Source organism: Paenibacillus sp. FSL L8-0641 (assembly GCF_038006265.1).
GTDB lineage: Bacteria > Bacillota > Bacilli > Paenibacillales > Paenibacillaceae > Paenibacillus > Paenibacillus polymyxa_D.
In genome coordinates, this window is the sequence record NZ_JBBOUW010000001.1 from 4920336 (window position 1) to 4937668 (window position 17333).

Consider the following 17333-nt stretch of genomic DNA (forward strand, 5'->3'; position numbering starts at 1 on the left):
GTGATATATCGCAAAGAGAACGACCACATAGGCCGCCCTCACTATTTTTAAAAGCAAAGCAATCAAACATTTTATTTTCATATGTTTTGCTTCTAGCTTATTCTCAATGTTTAATCAGCTCGCAACTCCAGCAAAGCATCACGCAGCTCGGCTGCCCGCTCGAACTGTAGGTTCTTGGCGGCGTCTTTCATCTCTGCTTCCAGACGCTGAATGAGTGATTGGCGCTCCTTCTTGGAAAGTTTACCCGTCTCATTAGGAAGGTAATCATTCTTCGATTCTGCCACCTTAGTTGCTTCAATAACATCACGAATCTTTTTACGTATGGTTTGCGGGGTAATCCCATGTTCTTCATTATACTGAATTTGAATCGCACGCCGACGTTCCGTTTCCTTTATCGCTTTATCCATAGAATCGGTAATCTTATCGCCGTACATAATAACACGACCGTCACTGTTCCGTGCTGCCCGTCCGATTGTCTGTATCAGAGAGCGCTCAGAACGCAGGAAGCCTTCTTTGTCTGCATCCAAAATCGTGACCAGAGATACTTCCGGCAAATCAAGACCCTCCCGCAAAAGATTGATCCCGATTAGCACGTCGAAGGTCCCTAGACGAAGATCCCGCAAAATAGCCATCCGCTCCAACGTCTTAATCTCGGAGTGCATATACCGTACCTTGATGCCTACTTCTTTTAAATAGTCAGTCAAATCTTCGGACATCTTCTTCGTAAGTGTGGTCACCAGCACCCGTTCTTCACGTTCTATGCGAAGCCGTATTTCATTAATAAGATCGTCAATCTGCCCCTTGCTCGGACGCACCTCAATAATCGGATCAAGAAGCCCGGTAGGACGAATAATCTGCTGCACCATCGTTTCGCACTTCTCCATCTCATAGGGTCCTGGAGTAGCTGATACATAGATAATCTGACTTACCTTGTCCTCAAACTCTTCAAACTTCAACGGGCGATTATCCAATGCAGACGGCAAACGAAAACCATGATCCACCAGTACATTCTTACGTGCTTGGTCACCGTTATACATGGCACGAATCTGCGGCAATGTTACATGGGACTCGTCAATGACGATCAGCATATCATCCGGGAAATAATCCATTAGCGTATATGGTGTTGCTCCTCGTTCACGGAATGTCAGTGGACCTGAATAATTCTCGACACCGGAACAAAAACCAACCTCTTTCATCATCTCGATATCATAGCGGGTACGTTGCTCCAAACGTTGCGCTTCTAACAGCTTCCCTTGCTCCTTCAACTCCGCTAACCGCTCTTCAAGCTCACGTTCAATGTTGACCAATGCTACCTTCATCGTATCCTCATGAGTAACAAAGTGAGATGCCGGGAAAATAGCAATATGATCACGTTCACCGATCAATTCACCTGTAAGCACATTAATCTCGGTAATTCGTTCAATTTCATCCCCGAATAGTTCTACACGTATAGCATGTTCCCCATGGGAAGCCGGGAATATCTCAACAACATCCCCCCGTACACGGAAAGTACCCCGCACGAAGTTGATATCGTTCCGCTGATATTGAATATCGACCAAGCGGGACAAAATCTGATTGCGGGGTTTCTCCATGCCAACTCTAAGCGAAAGCAGCAGGCTTGAATATTCTTTCGGCGAACCCAAACCATAAATGCAGGAGACACTCGCTACAATAATAACGTCACGACGCTCAAACAGAGAGCTTGTCGCTGAGTGGCGAAGTTTATCAATCTCCTCATTGATGCTGGAATCCTTCTCAATATACGTATCGGAAGACGGGATATATGCTTCCGGTTGATAGTAATCATAGTAGCTGACAAAATAATCGACGGAGTTATTCGGAAAGAATTCTTTAAACTCACTCGCCAGTTGAGCAGCCAAAGTCTTATTATGTGCAATAACCAGCGTAGGCCGATTTAACTTGGCAATGGTTTGTGCGATGGTAAACGTCTTACCTGTTCCCGTAGCACCCAATAGCGTTTGATGCTTCTTTCCTTCTGCAATTCCCTCTACCAATTCAAAAATGGCCTGGGGCTGATCGCCTTGAGGTTGGAATTCCGACTGAATTTCAAAAGTCTTATCGCTAACAACGATATCACTCATTGCCCTGCATCACCCTTATCGTCTAAAATGGAAACATCATGATTTTACACCAGTCGAGCTTTAACGTCTTTACCTGTAACTCTATGTCGATATTTCCCGAGCAATGATACTTGGGAAATATGGTTGGATAAGAATGTTTGTTCCCGTATTATACCTCTTTCTTACCGCGGATGCAAACGATAAGTCTTGAATAGGAGTGAATTAAATTTTGGATATCACCATCGTATTGGGCATCATCGCAGGAATCATAGCATTAATCGGTGGCTTCTTATGGGAAGGCGGCGAATTTACCGGGCTGCTTCAAGGTACATCGGCTCTCATTGTATTTGGGGGAACTTTCGCCGCAGTTGTGATCAGCTACCCCGCTTCCAAGCTGAAGACGATCCCCACCGCTCTACGGATGGCATTTAGCCGTGAGGACAATCCTACGGAGCAATATATAGAAGATTTGGTTTCCATGGCTGCCACCTCACGCCGATCCGGTGTGCTTGCGCTAGAGCGTATTTCATCAGAGCATCCGAATGCATTTTTGCGCGAAGGTCTTCAGTTGGTCATCGACGGCACCGAGCAGGAACAGATCAAACAGATCTTAGAGCTTGAGTTAGATGCCATTGAACACAAACATGAGGGGTACGCCAAAATATTTGAATCCGCAGGCGGTTATGCCCCTACGATGGGGATTATCGGTACGGTTATGGGCCTGATCCATGTACTGGGCAGCCTGACCGAGCCTACTGCGCTTGGTCCGTCCATTGCTGTTGCCTTTATCGCAACCCTATACGGCGTTGCTAGCGCCAATCTGATCTTTCTACCCATCGCATCCAAAATAAGAGCAGCCAGTGAGAGTGAAATTATCACAATGGATTTGCTGCTCCAAGGTATTCTAGCTATCCAAAACGGAGAGAATCCAAAGCTTGTACGCAAAAAGTTGGAGTTCTTTATCCGCTCAGAGCAAAATATAGATCGCAAACCGCCTCGTCGCTCACGCACTGAGGACGCATCTCCAAAGGAGGACTTCCATGAGAACGCGCGGTAAGCGCCGTGGGGGTCAAGGAGGCGGCGGAGACCATCGTGACCGCTGGATGATTACCTATGCCGATCTAATCACCCTGCTGCTCATATTTTTCGTTGTGATGTATGCCATGAGTAGTTTGGATGCTAAAAAATACGATGTCGTTGTTCAATCCCTTCAGGATACGTTCCACAAGGGAGATTCTATTTTGGAGCAAGGCTCGGGCATTACAGGTACTGCCGATCGTTATACCAGCAAGAATCCACCCACGACCAAGCAACCAGCAGCCGATAAAAAGGAAACTGGATCGACAAAGCTTACCGAACGTGAACAAGCATTCCGCACGCAGGAAAAAGAGCTGCAAAATTTAATGGGTGTCATTCAAGAATATATTACGGACAACAAACTGGAAAATCAGATTTTTGTGTCAGATCAGCCGCGTGGTATTGTCATTACGCTGAATGACCGCTTTTTATTCGATCAAGGTAGAGCTGCACTCAAGCAAGGCTCTGCCAACACACTATCCAAGTTGGCCAGTCTATTTCGAGATTTGAAAACACCGATTAGCATTGAGGGCCATACGGACAACATTCCGTTCACGCGCTCCTCGAACTCATCGATGTATAAGGATAACTGGGAGCTTTCAGGCGCACGGGCACTATCTGTACTCCGATTCTTTCTCGACAGAGAGCAACTTTCACCCTCAGGATTTCAGTATGCGGGTTATGCAGATACCCGACCGGTTGGTGACAATAGTACCGAAGCTGGACGACAAAAAAACCGCCGTGTCGAAATCACCGTACTACGCCAACTTCAACAGTAAAACCCAAAAACCTCCTGAGTCACGTAATAACGTGAATCGGGAGGTTTTTTTGATACATATTCATCATTAATACATGGCTTCCGCCTGATGTAGACGCAGAACAATAAACCGTACGAACAACGTGGATAAGAGCAGCGTACGAGATGCAATAGAGATTATTTTGTTTATTCTATATCCCACTATGTATTAGAAGCCCTGGTGAAGTTAGATTCTATCTTGTCATGATGCTTGAAGATTAATAAGATAGGACAAGCTCGTGTTGCTTCTCTTGTATTTGTGAACTTTGGGGGATGCTCTGTTGTCTACGATAGCTATATTTCCAGTCGCTGTACTTATTAAGGAGTCGATCTAACTCCATGGACTTGATTAACACCCGCCGGTCCTTCAATCCCACCTCATTCGCCAAATCATTTAGTTCCTTCCGCTTTTCTTCGATGCATTCCTCCAATTGTTTCCATTTCACATCAATAAACCTCCTGTTCGGTGTGGTATTTACATTAGTTTACAAGCTGATACCTTCCCTACAGGTTAAAAATATAATAAAACCCAATTCATCCCTTTAACGGGATGAACCAAAAAAGCCAATCCATAGGAATTGGCTTTTTTGATAACTTGATAACTATTAAGCTCCAGTTCCATGTCCAAAAACAGTAATAGTATGGGACAATTCAAAGAAACTAAAAAGCCCTATAATTAGCATGTATTTCAGGTTTTTTACTTGCATTGATTAAAACCTCCTCCATGATACTTTCATATTCTGCTTTTTGGTCTTTCGTGGCCTCAAGTCTGAATCTTTCGAACAAAGCTGTACAGACCATACACTTTTCTTTGTTATTGATTTCAAGATATTTTCTTAAGCTTTTTAAAATATAATAAACACCTTTCTCATGGAAAAGGTTATTAAACATATATATGGCCAGTTGGTAACACAAATCAGCATAAGTGTCATAACTAAATGACTGCTTATAATAACTCGTACCAACAGATAATTCAGTATTAAAGGACATCAGTTCGTTAGAAAACTGCTGTAGAATATGTTCTATCAAAAAACCATACTTGTTAGCCGACTCTACTATCGTTAATAAACCCAACAAAATCTCGGGTGGGTTACTTTTAAGAAATTGAATATACATTGGCAAACTACTTGTATCACCCATAAGAATATTCAAGTTAAGTTGATTAACATTTGCCCAAAGGGTGAACCTTTGCACTTCTTTTTGTCCAATTTCCCCTAAATCTTCAAACCAACTCAAATCAGCATAGCCAGAAATAAACTGCATGGCCTCTTCGTATTTCCCTTGCTTTTCCAACGCATTTCCCTTCGTCAAGTAACCTTGACCATAGTAGACCACTAAATGTCTCTCAGTTTTCAATGTAGAATTCTTTTTGTTAGTTTCTCTACTTTTACATACAATAGTTGCAAGCGCTCTTAATTCATCTGCATAACGCTCTGCTTCTTTCCAATGATGCAAGTTGTAATAAAGATTTGACAGTTTAAGCAGACCATCTAAATGATAATCTAAGGGTACCCGATTCCTAAAGGGTACAAATCTTAAGGCGGCTTCCAAATTTATCTTCATATTTTCACTAACAGATATTGAAAAAATTCTATAGTGACTGATAGCCAATCTCTCGGAATGTTGGTATTTCTCATTTTCAATGACACATTCATAGAAAGGAATTGCCTCTTGTAACTTCCCTTCTTCATAAAGCTCCTCTGCCAAAGCAAAGATTGTTGGAATGTGGTTAAGATCCTCCATTAAGCGTGAAAGCACTTTCTCAACACATCGCAGGTTTCCCACTTCAACACAACGAATCAGGAACGGCTTGACCCTTTTCCAATGTGGTCTTCCATCATAAAAACATTCATCCACATACAGATCATATAACCAGCCCTCTGGATAATTAAAGGCTTTGGTAATCAAGTCCATTTGTCTTACAGATATAGGTTTAGGTGGATTTCCGTTAAGCATCGCACTAAATATACCCCGGTTAAGCCCCGTAGCTTGTCCAAAACTATTAAACGTGTAGCCACCAAGTTTTAATTCTTTCTCAATTTCCGAACGAATCGTGGTTGCATTTTCCAATAAAAACACCCCCGGCATATTCAGATGATTTTAAAAAATCACCCTCCTCGACAATCAATTACAATATACTAGAAATTATATGAATAAATTGGATGATGGTCAACCCCTTTTCTACACTGTTTTATTATATTATGGAATTTGATGTTATTAAAATAGTTCCCACAAGAACTAAATGACGAATAATTAAGGTAATTTAATTACCTCCACGCTTAATCTAGCTTTGTCTACACTCATACTATAGGAGTGTGGATGTCTATGGAAACAACGAAACTACTAGGAACAAAAATCCGCCAATTTCGAAAATTGCGGGGTATTACACAAGAACAGTTAGCAGAAGCATCCGATTCAACAGGTTCCTATATCGGCAAGTTAGAGCGCGGTGAGGTCAATGTGCAGATCAAGACACTGGAGAAAATAGCAGAGGCGCTGGACACAAACGTATTTGCATTTTTTGACTATAATCCATATGAAGAACTCAAAAGCCAGCCTTGGATTTGGGAATGCGTTCATATCCTTTCCCAGCAGAATGAAGCGGGGCAAAATAAAGCTTATCGCATATTGAAGGAACTTTTCTCGTCAGAGAGTGAGCTTTCTGAAAATAACCCTGATAATTTAAATGGTAATGAAAAAAATTAGATTTCCGAATAGCCTTGCTATTTAAATACCAAATAGGCTATGTTTCTCTACCTAATAATAGTAGTAGGTCACATAGCCTTTTATAAGTTTCAAGAAGTCATTTGCTTAATATTACTTTCAACAGTTTTAAGTACTTTTTCATATTCTGCCCGTTGTTCATGTATCGAACGGTCTTTGTATTTCTCAAACAACAACGTGATAGACTTGATATAGAAAGCTTTATCATTCAATTGTGAGGATGCTTTGAGACTGTTCAGCATACTGTCGATCGCCTCAGAGTAGTTTCCCTTATTAAAAGGGTATCGACTAAACTTAAGAAAAAAAACGAGAATAGGTCACTAGGTCAGTACATAAAAAAATGAGCAGGTGGGTACTAAATCCCCTGCTCATTTCAGCGATAGTATTTATATCATTTTAATTAGCTGTCGGTTCGGTTCCCCAAACAAGTACTCCATTATGATACAACGTAGCTTTCGTATGATCGGCGAATGAAGTTTGCGTGCCTTTATACGAGTAATCGTCACTTTCGTTATAATTCGACCAGTCTACTTTATGAACACGGGTTTGAATTCCGCCCGTGCTTCCTCCAGGTGCTAACACGCCTGCATCCGAGTTGAAGCTGACTTCCAAATAATAATCAGCGCCGGTGACGGCCTTATCCATTTTAACCAGTTTACCATTCAGCTTTGAGCAGCTCAGCATTGCATAGTCGCAGTTGAATGTCTGCTCACGGTCACCGTCGATCGTGTAGTAGTAGCGAATTTTCAACTCGTTGATCGGTACGGAGGCTGTACCTTTGTTTACAATTTGGAAATGCGGGTTCAAGTGATTGTCGTTCACATTTGTATCCGCTGTGCGATACTGGAGCACCAGTCCCGTTGTCGGCTGCTGAGTATCCGCTTTCGGTGCTGCGCTAGCCGTGTTCGAAAACGTTTGACCTGCATCGTTCTTCGCTACGACTTGGTAATAGTATATCGTGTCTGCCGTTACGGCTGTGTCGGTGTAGCTGCTTTCGTATACATCGCTCGCTACGGTGGCGAACGTACCGTTTTCAGCCGTCGAACGCTTCACTTCATAGCTTGCGGCATTCGCCGATGCTGTCCAGCTCAACGCTACTTTCGCCGTTTCGCCCGCTGCCTTCAGCGTGAAGCTGCCCGGTACTGATGGTTGCTCGGTAATGCCATACGTTTTTAAGTTAGTCGGGAGCTTTTCAAGCGTAATGACGTTCGGATGATTATAGACTTTTTTCAGATGCTCAAGACTGTTTTGTTTGCCGTCTCTCAAGAAATCCCCATACCATGTAGCGAACCAGCTCCAATGGGCTTGATACGCCTTCATCAGATCAGGGTCCGGGATAGGTCCATTTTCGCTCATGGCAACTAACTTTTTGTCCTTGCCCAATGTAACAAGGTCTTCGTATTTTGCAATTTGCGGGCTGTAGTCGCCTGCTTGCGGATAAGAGTCAAAGCTCAAAATATCCACATACTCGTCTCCCGGATACCAATCCGGAGCAACAGAATTCCATACCCAGATCAGATTGTTCAATTTGTGCACATTCGTCAAACGATCGTGCATTAAAACATACAACTTTTTAACAGGCTCAGGACCTTTAGCGCCCCACCAGAACCATTTGCCTTCCGCTTCGTGCAAAGGACGGAACAGGACGGGAACTTTCGCATCCTGCAACTTCTTCAATTGCCCTGCAATCACATCGATGTCGCGAATAAGCAATTTATAATCTTCGGACTCTGGATGATTCATCGCATATTCGATATCGAATGTGGTCGAATCAGCATAAAAGCCTCTCCACCATTCTTTTCCCTGCGTATCGATCAGACCTTTCGGCGCATTCCAGTGCCATGCAAAGGTAACGATGCCCCCTTGTTTATCCCATTCAATTGCCTTTTCCGCCTCTGTGGAACTAAGACCATGCTCCGCTCTGCTTGGCGAATAGTCGATCAGGTCAAGCGCTGCAATAGCCGGCTTTTTACCTACATTGGCTTGAAGCCAATCAATTTCGTTTATTTCCTCTTGACCGGAAAGCATATTCTTCCCGTATTGATCGACCAGGTAGTTCATTAAGGCTCTTGCTTCTACTGTCGCATTCGGATTGGTGAGCGTTTTGGTCACCGCATGCGGTGGCCGGTCAGCAGCTGGCTCCAGCTTGACGTAGTCGATATCATACCAGCCCCAGCCTGTTTCAAAACCGATCGTATTCGCCCCTGCATTCAATAGAACCTTACCACCCGAAGTTTCTTTAAAATCAGCCGATTTCGAAAGTATCAGCTCGCCAAACGCTTTGCCGTTTAAAGAGAAGTTCGTGCGTTTGTCATCATGAGGCGAACGGTAGCCAATTGTAAGATTGTACAAGCCTGCCGCCTCTGCCTGAATCGTCATCGCCAGGGAATCCCCTGCATTGTGGAAATTAGTTACATAACCAGTACCCGAGAAGCCGGTCCCGCTGGATTCCACAATGGTTCCCTTCAGCGTGCCATCTTCGGCTTCATAGCGATGCGGTACGTCTACAGACGTTCGCGGAACCGCTTTCAAAACATTGGATTCACTCGTTCCCGTCTTTGTTTTTGCGGTTATTTTATAATAGTAAGAAGTACCGTTCGTCACGTTCGTATCCGTATAAGACGTTTCTACCAAGTTGGATGCTACAGCAGCAAAAGGACCGTTTTCATACGTTGCCCGCTGTACGCTGTAACCTACAACTCCGCTGGAAGCGTCCCATGACAAAACGACTTTCCCATCGCCAGCCTCCGCCTTCAGCGCAATGCTTTCAGGATCTTCCCCAGGTGGCACAGACGTATCATTGCCGGCAGTCAACACGATGTGATAAGCCGTCAAAGGCGGTACTGTATAGGTAAAGCGGTTGCCTGAAATTTGCTTGATTGGCGCTGCTTCCTTAATTTGCGAGCTATTTTTGTCGAAGCCCCATACTTTACCGGAACCGTAAGTCGTCTCGCCGGAAAGATCAAATTGGGCGTCGAATGCGCTGTCCATGCTTTTATTCATGACAACGAGGTGCAGTTCTTTGTAGGATGCATCCGTTACGGAAGCATGCACCGAGCTATTAACAATATCCGACGTTTGCGCATGAACGCTGATATCACCGAAAGTAGAGCTTTTTCCGTCATAATTACGGTAAAGCTTGTAAGCGGCACTAACGTAGTTGTTGGCACCCTCCTTTAACTTCCAGTAGTTTGCCATATAAACGTCGTTTTTGCCCAAGATGCCCAGCACATCGGTCATAGCGATACCACCGGAAATATCATTTTCGCCGCCATAGCTATACTCGGTCAAAGCCAGCTTGGTTCCCGGGTAATACTGATCCACCGACTGTTTCAATCGAGGTAGTAAAGGCAAGAATTCACTGTTCCATTGAGCGATCCAGCTATCTTCCTTGTAGGTCGGGTCCCACAAGGTACGAGGCGCCTGCATTCTTGCCTTCTTCGTCTCGTCATTCCCTACCTCATCCGTAATTCGAATATCTCCGCCCCTCGCTTCAGGATACCAGTGGACATCGAAAACATCCAGCAATCTCCTGCCTTCAGCTTGCGAGCTAAGGCGCATTTGATCCAGGTAATAATCCACGAACCAACTGTAATTGCCTTTGACAGTGCTCCAATCAGGTGCGGTTTGAAGATCTGTATAGGCGCCAAAACCGTAAAGAACCGGCCCAAAAATTTCCGCACCCGCGTCAACCGCTTTAATAGCTTTGGATAAACTTACCGATCGGTCTACCAACTCTTTCGCTCCGACCTTTTCACCATGAATGCGTGGATGCGTATGCGACCAGAGAGCGGGTTCATTGTCGAGCGCATATCCTTTCACGCCTGTCTTTGTTGAAGCACCGCCGTACTTTTTCACTAAAAAGTTGACGAATTCATCCGCATAAACCTGATTATCATTCACATCAGGCTGTAGTTGGAACGGCGCATTTTTGGCATTAACGACTTGATTCCAACGAGCGGAAGGGGCCTTTTCGCTTTCCTGCACACTTCCGTTTCCATCCTTGGCCACATAACCGGCCATCGGCAGCGTGACTAGAGAATAAGTGCCAAGCTTCAGCGATTGATCATGAAACGAGGTTGCCACCGCACCCGGCTTTTCACATTCGGCTTTTGTCAATCCGGCGTTGTCGCATAAATAGCTATCGCTGGACTGCTTCCAGTCGCTTCCTGCATTGGACATATTGTTTTCCCAGTTGTATCCGGTCATTCGATTGCCGCCAAGTCGTCTGGCAGTCAGATTCTCATCGCCTGCCAACTCCTGATTCGTACCGTAAACATAAGGGCTAATAGGCTTACGATCCTTGGATGTATCGACCTTAATAGTAACAGTCTTTGCCGTTTGACCGTGAACTACAGCAGGAGCCGGTACAGCCCCCACTGCTATAATCGTGCATGCCATGATGACCGGCAGCCATTTGAAACGCTTGGACAAAATACCCCTGCAATTTTTCGCCTTCATACCGCTTCCTCCCTTCAATTTAAAAAGAGCGGCACCCATACGAATGCCCCTCCTTTAGGCTTTAAGGCCCCTTCCCTGCCCCCAAACGAGCTTATCGTTCCGTTGCAGCGTCATATCCGTGCTTGAAATGTTCCAGCCGAAGACAACACCCTCTTTCTTTGAAACTGGATTTATAATATTACCTTAACACAAAGGTATATTGACATTTTTAACTATTGTTTTAATTAGCTAGTATTAATTTCTTAAATAACCATATAGCTTGAGGTATCCCAATATCTCTTGCTCATCCACACTCGTCTTCCCTAGCGCACTTTATCCTTTTGAATAAGCTTATAATAGATGCGTGCAGGCTCTGATTCCCCAGTGGATAAAATGTATTCTGCCAAAGGTGCGCACAGCTTTTGGAGGTAAAAGGAGTATAGTAGCTCGGCCGTGTCAAAATGAATTTTCAACACCTGCTTCATCAAACCTTCGAATTTGGAGTAATCCAGTTCTTCCGGGGTAATATCAAACGGGTACTCAGGAAAGGTTTTTTTCTGAATTTCAACAAATTGCTCCCTAAGCTTCGGTTGATTGCCTGAACGGGCAGCCGAGAAATTCATCATAAAAAAAGATACAAAGTCCGTCTCACGATCACTTAACTTATAGTACTCACACCAACGCATGAATATCAGTGGTTTTACCATATATAAATCTCCTTTAACAAAAGTTCAGATTTATCATGAATCTTACAAAAATCTAGTGGGTTCCATCTTATGTAATATATAGGTTAAGCCCCATTTTAAAATATGATTCCTTAAATGAATTTTGCTTTTTAACATATCCCCTTCTTATATATCTATGAAAGTGGACAACAAAAAAAGACCGTTTCAGTATCTTAATGACGCTGACCAAGTCTTCTCATAATCATCCGTATAATCGCATTCGTATTTATTCTAATCTTCTACATAGCTGCAAGGTTACAGGCTGCACGTGAACACATAAGCGGGCGGGACATTGCAGTTTACCTTTTTAATCTGAATGTCAGCAAAAAAGGTGCGGAAAAAATTGTGTTTGACCTTGCTGTACTGGAACGTAATAAATTTGCCTTCCTGGCCCAAAACCTCAGCCGTTTGTCCCAAAATAAGGCTAGATAACGCGCCTGGCAGGCTGGTGAAAGGGAGCCCTGATACGACATAATCCACTTTTGGAACCTCATACTGTCGTATATACTGCGCTACATGCTCAGCCGATCCATGAATGATGTGTACCTTCTCCAAGTGTCCGTACTTGCTTTGTAGCGTTTTGTAAAACGATTCATTAGCTTCAATCACTAAAAGTAGCGTTTCTGGACGCTTGTTCAAAATCAGCTCTTGCGTAAACACACCGGTCCCTGCACCATATTCAATAATGCACGATGCTTTGTCAAAGTAAATCGGTGTGGCAATTTGTTTGGCCAACTGTCTTGAGCTGGGTATAACAGCGCCTACGCTGCGTGGATGCCTGATGTACTCTCGAATAAAGTGAATCGCGTTCATCTTTTCCTCTCCCTGCTTGACACACATGATAGACATTCGGTTCATCGACGCTTCTTATTACATATTCATTGTATACCGATCAGAATATTGATTTCAAGCAGGCTACTGTCGGCATATAAAAAGAGCGTAGCCTTATTCGACTCTAATCAAATAATGACTACCCTCTTATTGTAACATCTATTTGTTCATCGTATCCAACTGTGTACCCTCTGCCTGCGATGCCTGTCCAGCTTTACGTCGCCGTGCGCCTATATGCATGGCAACAATCCGATAGATGGAGGCCGGCTGTAGGGATACGGCCCAGCTCGCGTCTGCATCCGGTGCAAGCACGACCCCTAGCTGGTGATGATCGCCATCGTACATGCCTCGCTGCACAAACTTGCTCTCGCCTTGCAGATTGCGTACTTCCAGCTTGCAAAAGGCAGAATTGATCCGCAAGGCCTGGTGTAACTCGGCACGGGTATTCACAATAACTCCATTCACGCGGTAAATGGCCTCGCCCGGCAGTATGCCCATGGCTGTCGCCGGACTGTCTGGCAGCACAGCGAGCACACGCATCCCTTGCTCCGGATGGACAAACATCGGGCTAAGACGACTTTCCTCCATATTACCATACCAGATCAGTGCCTCATGAGCCAGAAAAGAGAATAACGCTGCTAACAATATCAGCGGACTCCACCATGCAGCCAGCAAGCTCAGCAGAAGTAAAGCCACACTGTACAGAAGCAAGCGGTTCGAAGTGAGTACCGCCTTCTGTCGTGGTAGCTGGCCTAGCGTCACGCTGCTGAAGCCCATCAGGACTGGTAAGGCTGCCAGCATATACCCGGTTCCGGCATCGCCGCCGAACAACGGTGTCCAGGGAAGCATGAATCCTCCCTGAGTGGGTACCAGCAATAACAACGGAATGGGCCAGAGATCTTCCATCCGATAGCCGCCAACCAATCTCCCCCGTTTGCCCTCGACAAACAGTGGAGTGGCAGCTTTCCCCCCTTGCCAGCGAACCAACAGCGCCTCAGCCACATGCAGCACGGCGACCAACACCAACAGTGCTGGAATATCCAATCCGCGGATAGCCGTTACTGAAGTTCCGAGCGCTCCCACAGGTTGCCAGCCACTGGCCACATTTAGGAAAAATTGAACCACACCTAGCAGACCTACCGAATAAGCGAGACACAGGTAACGGACGCGTACCAGCATGAGCAGTAATGTTGCTACCCACAGGCACACGATGGAAGCCGGGTTCAGATGCACGCTGACGAACATTCCCAGAGCGGATAGCGCCGTTCCAGCAAGCAAACCACTCCATACGACACGCCAGGTCTCTGAGGCCCAGCTATGCATTTTAGTATGAAATAGCTTGCGCTCCAGCAACATTTGCCGACGATAACCAAGTGCGACAATGAGTATTGAGATATAATAAAACGGCTGCATAAGCAGGTATAAGCAAGCATTCAAGACGCTCCATCCCCATTGTAATGCCCATTCCAAGTCCATTCACACTCCCTTATGCCCCTGGCCCGCTGTATAGCGGATCACGTACACTTCATATCCATTTATTCTATATGAAATTGCCAACGTAGGGAAGACAAACCGACAGACTGCAAATAAATCCCAATATAAAAGGAGGCTGTTTCCAGCCCCCTTGTTGTAGCCTCACTATTATTTCGCTACGCTTGTCTTCATTTCCTTCCGAATCTCTTCAATCCCCTGCTTGAGTTGATTATCATTTTTCGGATCACGAATTTTCTCAATCAGCTTGGCTTCCATCGCTGCTGCTGTCTTCGCATCAATGATGCCACTAGCCGTCAGCTTCGCTTGTTTTTGAAAAGCAATAACAGAGCTTTCAGTTACTTTGTCAAAATAGCCATCCTCGCGACCTGGTTTGTAACCCAAACCTTGCAGAATGATTTGTGCATTTTTCACATCACTGCTATTCATATTGTATTTCAAGGACTTTTCCTTGTTCAGCGGTGCTGCTGTGAAGTATTCAGGCTGTTCCACCGCGATGTTCGGCTTAATCCCTTTTTTATGAATCCACGTTCCATTTGGCGTTAACCATTTGGCAATCGTGATTTTGAGCAGGCTACCGTCACCCATTTGCTTGTCATAGCTGGTTTGTACAGTACCTTTACCAAAGGAGTTTTCCCCGATCAACACAGCACCTGCTGATTGCTGGAGAGCACCTGCCAGAATTTCGGACGCACTTGCGCTACCTTTATTCATTAGCAAAGTCACAGGGTAATTTTTACGTGAACCTTTGGATTTCTCTTCTTCACGCTTCTGATTCTTGTCTTCCACTTGTACAATCGTTTTGCCGGAAGGTACAAATTGCTGCGCAATCTCAATGACAACGGAAAGCACGCCGCCCGGGTTATTACGCACGTCAATGACGAGCCCTTTTAGCCCTTGCTTCTCGAGCTTCGCCAACTCTTCCTTGAATCGTTCTGCTGTATTCAAGGAGAACTGGGTGATCGTGATGACGCCTACACCGTCGCTTTCCATATGAGCTGTTACAGTTTCCATATCAATATTGTCACGGGTAATCGTGTATTCGAGCGGATCAGGAGAGCCACTGCGCTGAATTTTGACTTTCGCCTGACTGCCTTTAGGTCCACGGATTTTGGAAACGGCCTTGTTCAGATCCAATCCGTCCAGTGTTTCACCATTAACAGACAAAATAATATCCTTAGAGCGTAGCCCTGCCTTTTCAGCCGGCGAGCCTTTAATTGGCGTGACTACAACTACTTTTCCGTTTTCAGCCGCTACTTCAGCTCCGATCCCGGTAAAAGAGCCTTCTATAGATTGCTCGAACTGTTGTGCAGTTTCTTTACCCATATAAGAGGAATACGGGTCGCCGAGCGACTCCATCATACCATTGATGGCGCCATCCACCAGCTTGGTACGATCCACATCCTGATAATATTGTCCCTGAATCAGGTCCATCGCCGTCTCGATTTTGCGGATATCACTTCTGGAGGTAGAACTGCTACCTGTCACACTCGCCAGCAGTCCTTCGCCCAGAGCGCTGTTCCCTACTGTAGTCGTTCCAGTATAGGCAAAAGTGAGCAGACTGCCGCCAAGCAGCCCGATCACCATCAAGAGTATCGCTGTACTTTTTTTCAACATCTAATCGTCCACCGCCTTCTCGTTATCTTGTATCCTATTGCCTTACAACGCATATCCATCCACGAAGTATACGTCTAGCTTGTACGGAATATGTTAATTGTATCCTACTCCGTGTCTCAATGCACATGTTCTTCATCGGATATTAACCATTACAGCAAAGCCCTATCTACAACCGTAATGGCTATAAATAGGGCTTACCTTATTTACTATAAATAGTTCATCGGATTTACAGGTTTGTTATTTTCACGCACCTCAAAATGACAGTGAGGTCCCGTGGAATTGCCCGTCGAACCAACTTCTGCAATTTTTTGACCACGTTTCACAGTCTGCCCCGTATGAACCACCGTACCGCCATTGCGAATGTGTCCGTATAGGGTCCATAGTCCGTCTCCATGGTCAATTACAACTGTGTTTCCATAACCACTCCACCACTCGGCAACAATGACAACACCGTCTTCAGCTGCATGAATATCAGTTCCCTGCGGAGCCGCCATATCAATACCTGTGTGGCCTTTAAGCTTGCCAGTAATCGGATGTACCCGCATGCCAAAAGTAGATGAGAGTCTGTAATGAGATACAGGTAAAGCCAACGTACCTGATCCACCCGTATACGTACTGGCTGCCGCATGGCTGGAATTCGAGGCAGCGCCTGAGGAAGAAGATGCATATCGTTTGGCTTCAGCCGCACGTGCAGCCGCTCTGGCGCGTGCTGCTTTGGCAGCCTGCTCCGCTCTGAGCTTGTTCTTCTCCTGCACCAGACCCACACGTTTGTTCGCGAGGGCTACCAGCATGTCATTTTGCTCTTCGCTGATTTCATCTGACTCCGCAATATCATGATCATAATTGGAAATCAGTCTTTGCTTCTCTTTCTCCTTCGAATTCAGTTCTGCTTTGGCGCCCTGCTTGAGCGCATACAGCTTCTTGGCATTTTTATATTCCGTATCCAGCTGCTTCTTCTTACTTACGACCAGAGCCTTGTCCTTTTTATGCTCGTCCAACAGGATTTGATCCTGCTCCACGATCGTTTTCAGGGAATCTACCCGGCTAAGAAAGTCACTAAAACTGGACGAAGACATCAGCACGTCCATATATGAGACGGTTCCATCCGTATACATCAAACGCACACGAGTTTCCAGCATTTTTTCCCGTGACTGGATACGATCAATGGCCTCAGCTAAATCTTTTTTAGTCGCACGCAGATTATCTTCCGTTTGATCAATCTGAACCGCAACACGAGTCAGCTGATCACTGACACTGTTAATCTGAGCAAGCACAATTTTTAGGTTTTGCACGGTTTTATTTTTGTAATGTTGGGCATACTGTTTATCTTGAGCAGCCTTTTCCTGTTGTTGCTTGGCAGATTGGGCCTGCTTTTCCAATTTGTTCAGCTGCGAATTGATCTCACTCATGCTTTTGGCATATCCGTCAGAAGGCTGGATTAGCAATGCGGCTACCAAGGTAGCGGCCAACACAGATCCTGTTTTTTTCAACTTGCACTCCCCATCCTTTATCGCAAAATAACACCGGGCTTCCCCGTTCTATTAAATCGAC

General features: G+C 45.1%; 12 protein-coding genes. 3 read left to right on the plus strand and 9 right to left on the minus strand.

All coding sequences use genetic code 11. The annotated features are described in order from the left end of the window. Nucleotides 1–110: 110 nt before the first annotated feature. The gene (gene uvrB / locus MKY16_RS22255; RefSeq protein ID WP_029514536.1) at nt 111–2102 is read right to left on the minus strand and encodes an excinuclease ABC subunit UvrB; all 1992 of its coding nucleotides are present in this window, start codon (nt 2100–2102) and stop codon (nt 111–113) included. Nucleotides 2103–2310: 208 nt separating this feature from the next. Between uvrB and MKY16_RS22260 the strand changes: the two genes are divergently transcribed. Further along, nucleotides 2311–3138: a flagellar motor protein gene (locus MKY16_RS22260; RefSeq protein WP_029514537.1), complete on the plus strand. Its 828-nt coding sequence runs from the start codon at nt 2311–2313 to the stop codon at nt 3136–3138. Beyond that, the gene (locus MKY16_RS22265) at nt 3122–3937 is read left to right on the plus strand and encodes a flagellar motor protein MotB (protein WP_039271420.1); all 816 of its coding nucleotides are present in this window, start codon (nt 3122–3124) and stop codon (nt 3935–3937) included. Before MKY16_RS22260 ends, MKY16_RS22265 begins: the two co-directional genes overlap by 17 nt. A gap of 235 nt (nt 3938–4172) precedes the next feature. Here MKY16_RS22265 and MKY16_RS22270 read toward each other — a convergent pair whose 3' ends face one another. Together MKY16_RS22270 and MKY16_RS22275 are read right to left on the minus strand one after the other, a co-directional pair. Next, complete coding sequence (locus tag MKY16_RS22270; protein ID WP_023990607.1) at nt 4173–4400, minus strand: aspartyl-phosphate phosphatase Spo0E family protein; 228 nt, start codon at nt 4398–4400, stop codon at nt 4173–4175. Nucleotides 4401–4614: 214 nt separating this feature from the next. Then, entirely contained in the window at nt 4615–6024 is a 1410-nt protein-coding gene (locus MKY16_RS22275; RefSeq protein WP_340957038.1) for a DNA-binding protein, read from the minus strand. A 255-nt stretch (nt 6025–6279) separates the two neighbouring features. Here MKY16_RS22275 and MKY16_RS22280 point away from each other — a divergent pair, with 255 nt between their 5' ends. Continuing rightward, nucleotides 6280–6660: a helix-turn-helix domain-containing protein gene (locus MKY16_RS22280; RefSeq protein ID WP_340957040.1), complete on the plus strand. Its 381-nt coding sequence runs from the start codon at nt 6280–6282 to the stop codon at nt 6658–6660. Between the two features lie 414 nt (nt 6661–7074). Here MKY16_RS22280 and MKY16_RS22285 read toward each other — a convergent pair whose 3' ends face one another. From MKY16_RS22285 to MKY16_RS22310, 6 genes are all read right to left on the minus strand, one after another. Then, nucleotides 7075–11139, minus strand: coding sequence for a glycosyl hydrolase (locus MKY16_RS22285; protein ID WP_340957041.1), 4065 nt, complete (start codon nt 11137–11139; stop codon nt 7075–7077). Nucleotides 11140–11441: 302 nt separating this feature from the next. Beyond that, entirely contained in the window at nt 11442–11825 is a 384-nt protein-coding gene (locus tag MKY16_RS22290) for a hypothetical protein (RefSeq protein WP_029514546.1), read from the minus strand. Nucleotides 11826–12098: 273 nt separating this feature from the next. Beyond that, nucleotides 12099–12656 carry a class I SAM-dependent methyltransferase gene (locus MKY16_RS22295; RefSeq protein WP_029514547.1) on the minus strand — a complete coding sequence of 186 codons (558 nt, stop codon included), beginning with the start codon at nt 12654–12656 and terminating at the stop codon, nt 12099–12101. A 177-nt stretch (nt 12657–12833) separates the two neighbouring features. Beyond that, complete coding sequence (locus tag MKY16_RS22300; protein WP_340957043.1) at nt 12834–14150, minus strand: PDZ domain-containing protein; 1317 nt, start codon at nt 14148–14150, stop codon at nt 12834–12836. Between the two features lie 165 nt (nt 14151–14315). After that, on the minus strand, nt 14316–15782 hold the full coding sequence (locus MKY16_RS22305; protein ID WP_029514549.1) for a S41 family peptidase: 1467 nt from the start codon (nt 15780–15782) through the stop codon (nt 14316–14318). A 206-nt stretch (nt 15783–15988) separates the two neighbouring features. Continuing rightward, nucleotides 15989–17272 (minus strand): M23 family metallopeptidase, encoded by a 1284-nt coding sequence (locus tag MKY16_RS22310; protein WP_029514550.1) that lies wholly within the window; start codon nt 17270–17272, stop codon nt 15989–15991. Nucleotides 17273–17333 lie beyond the last annotated feature (61 nt).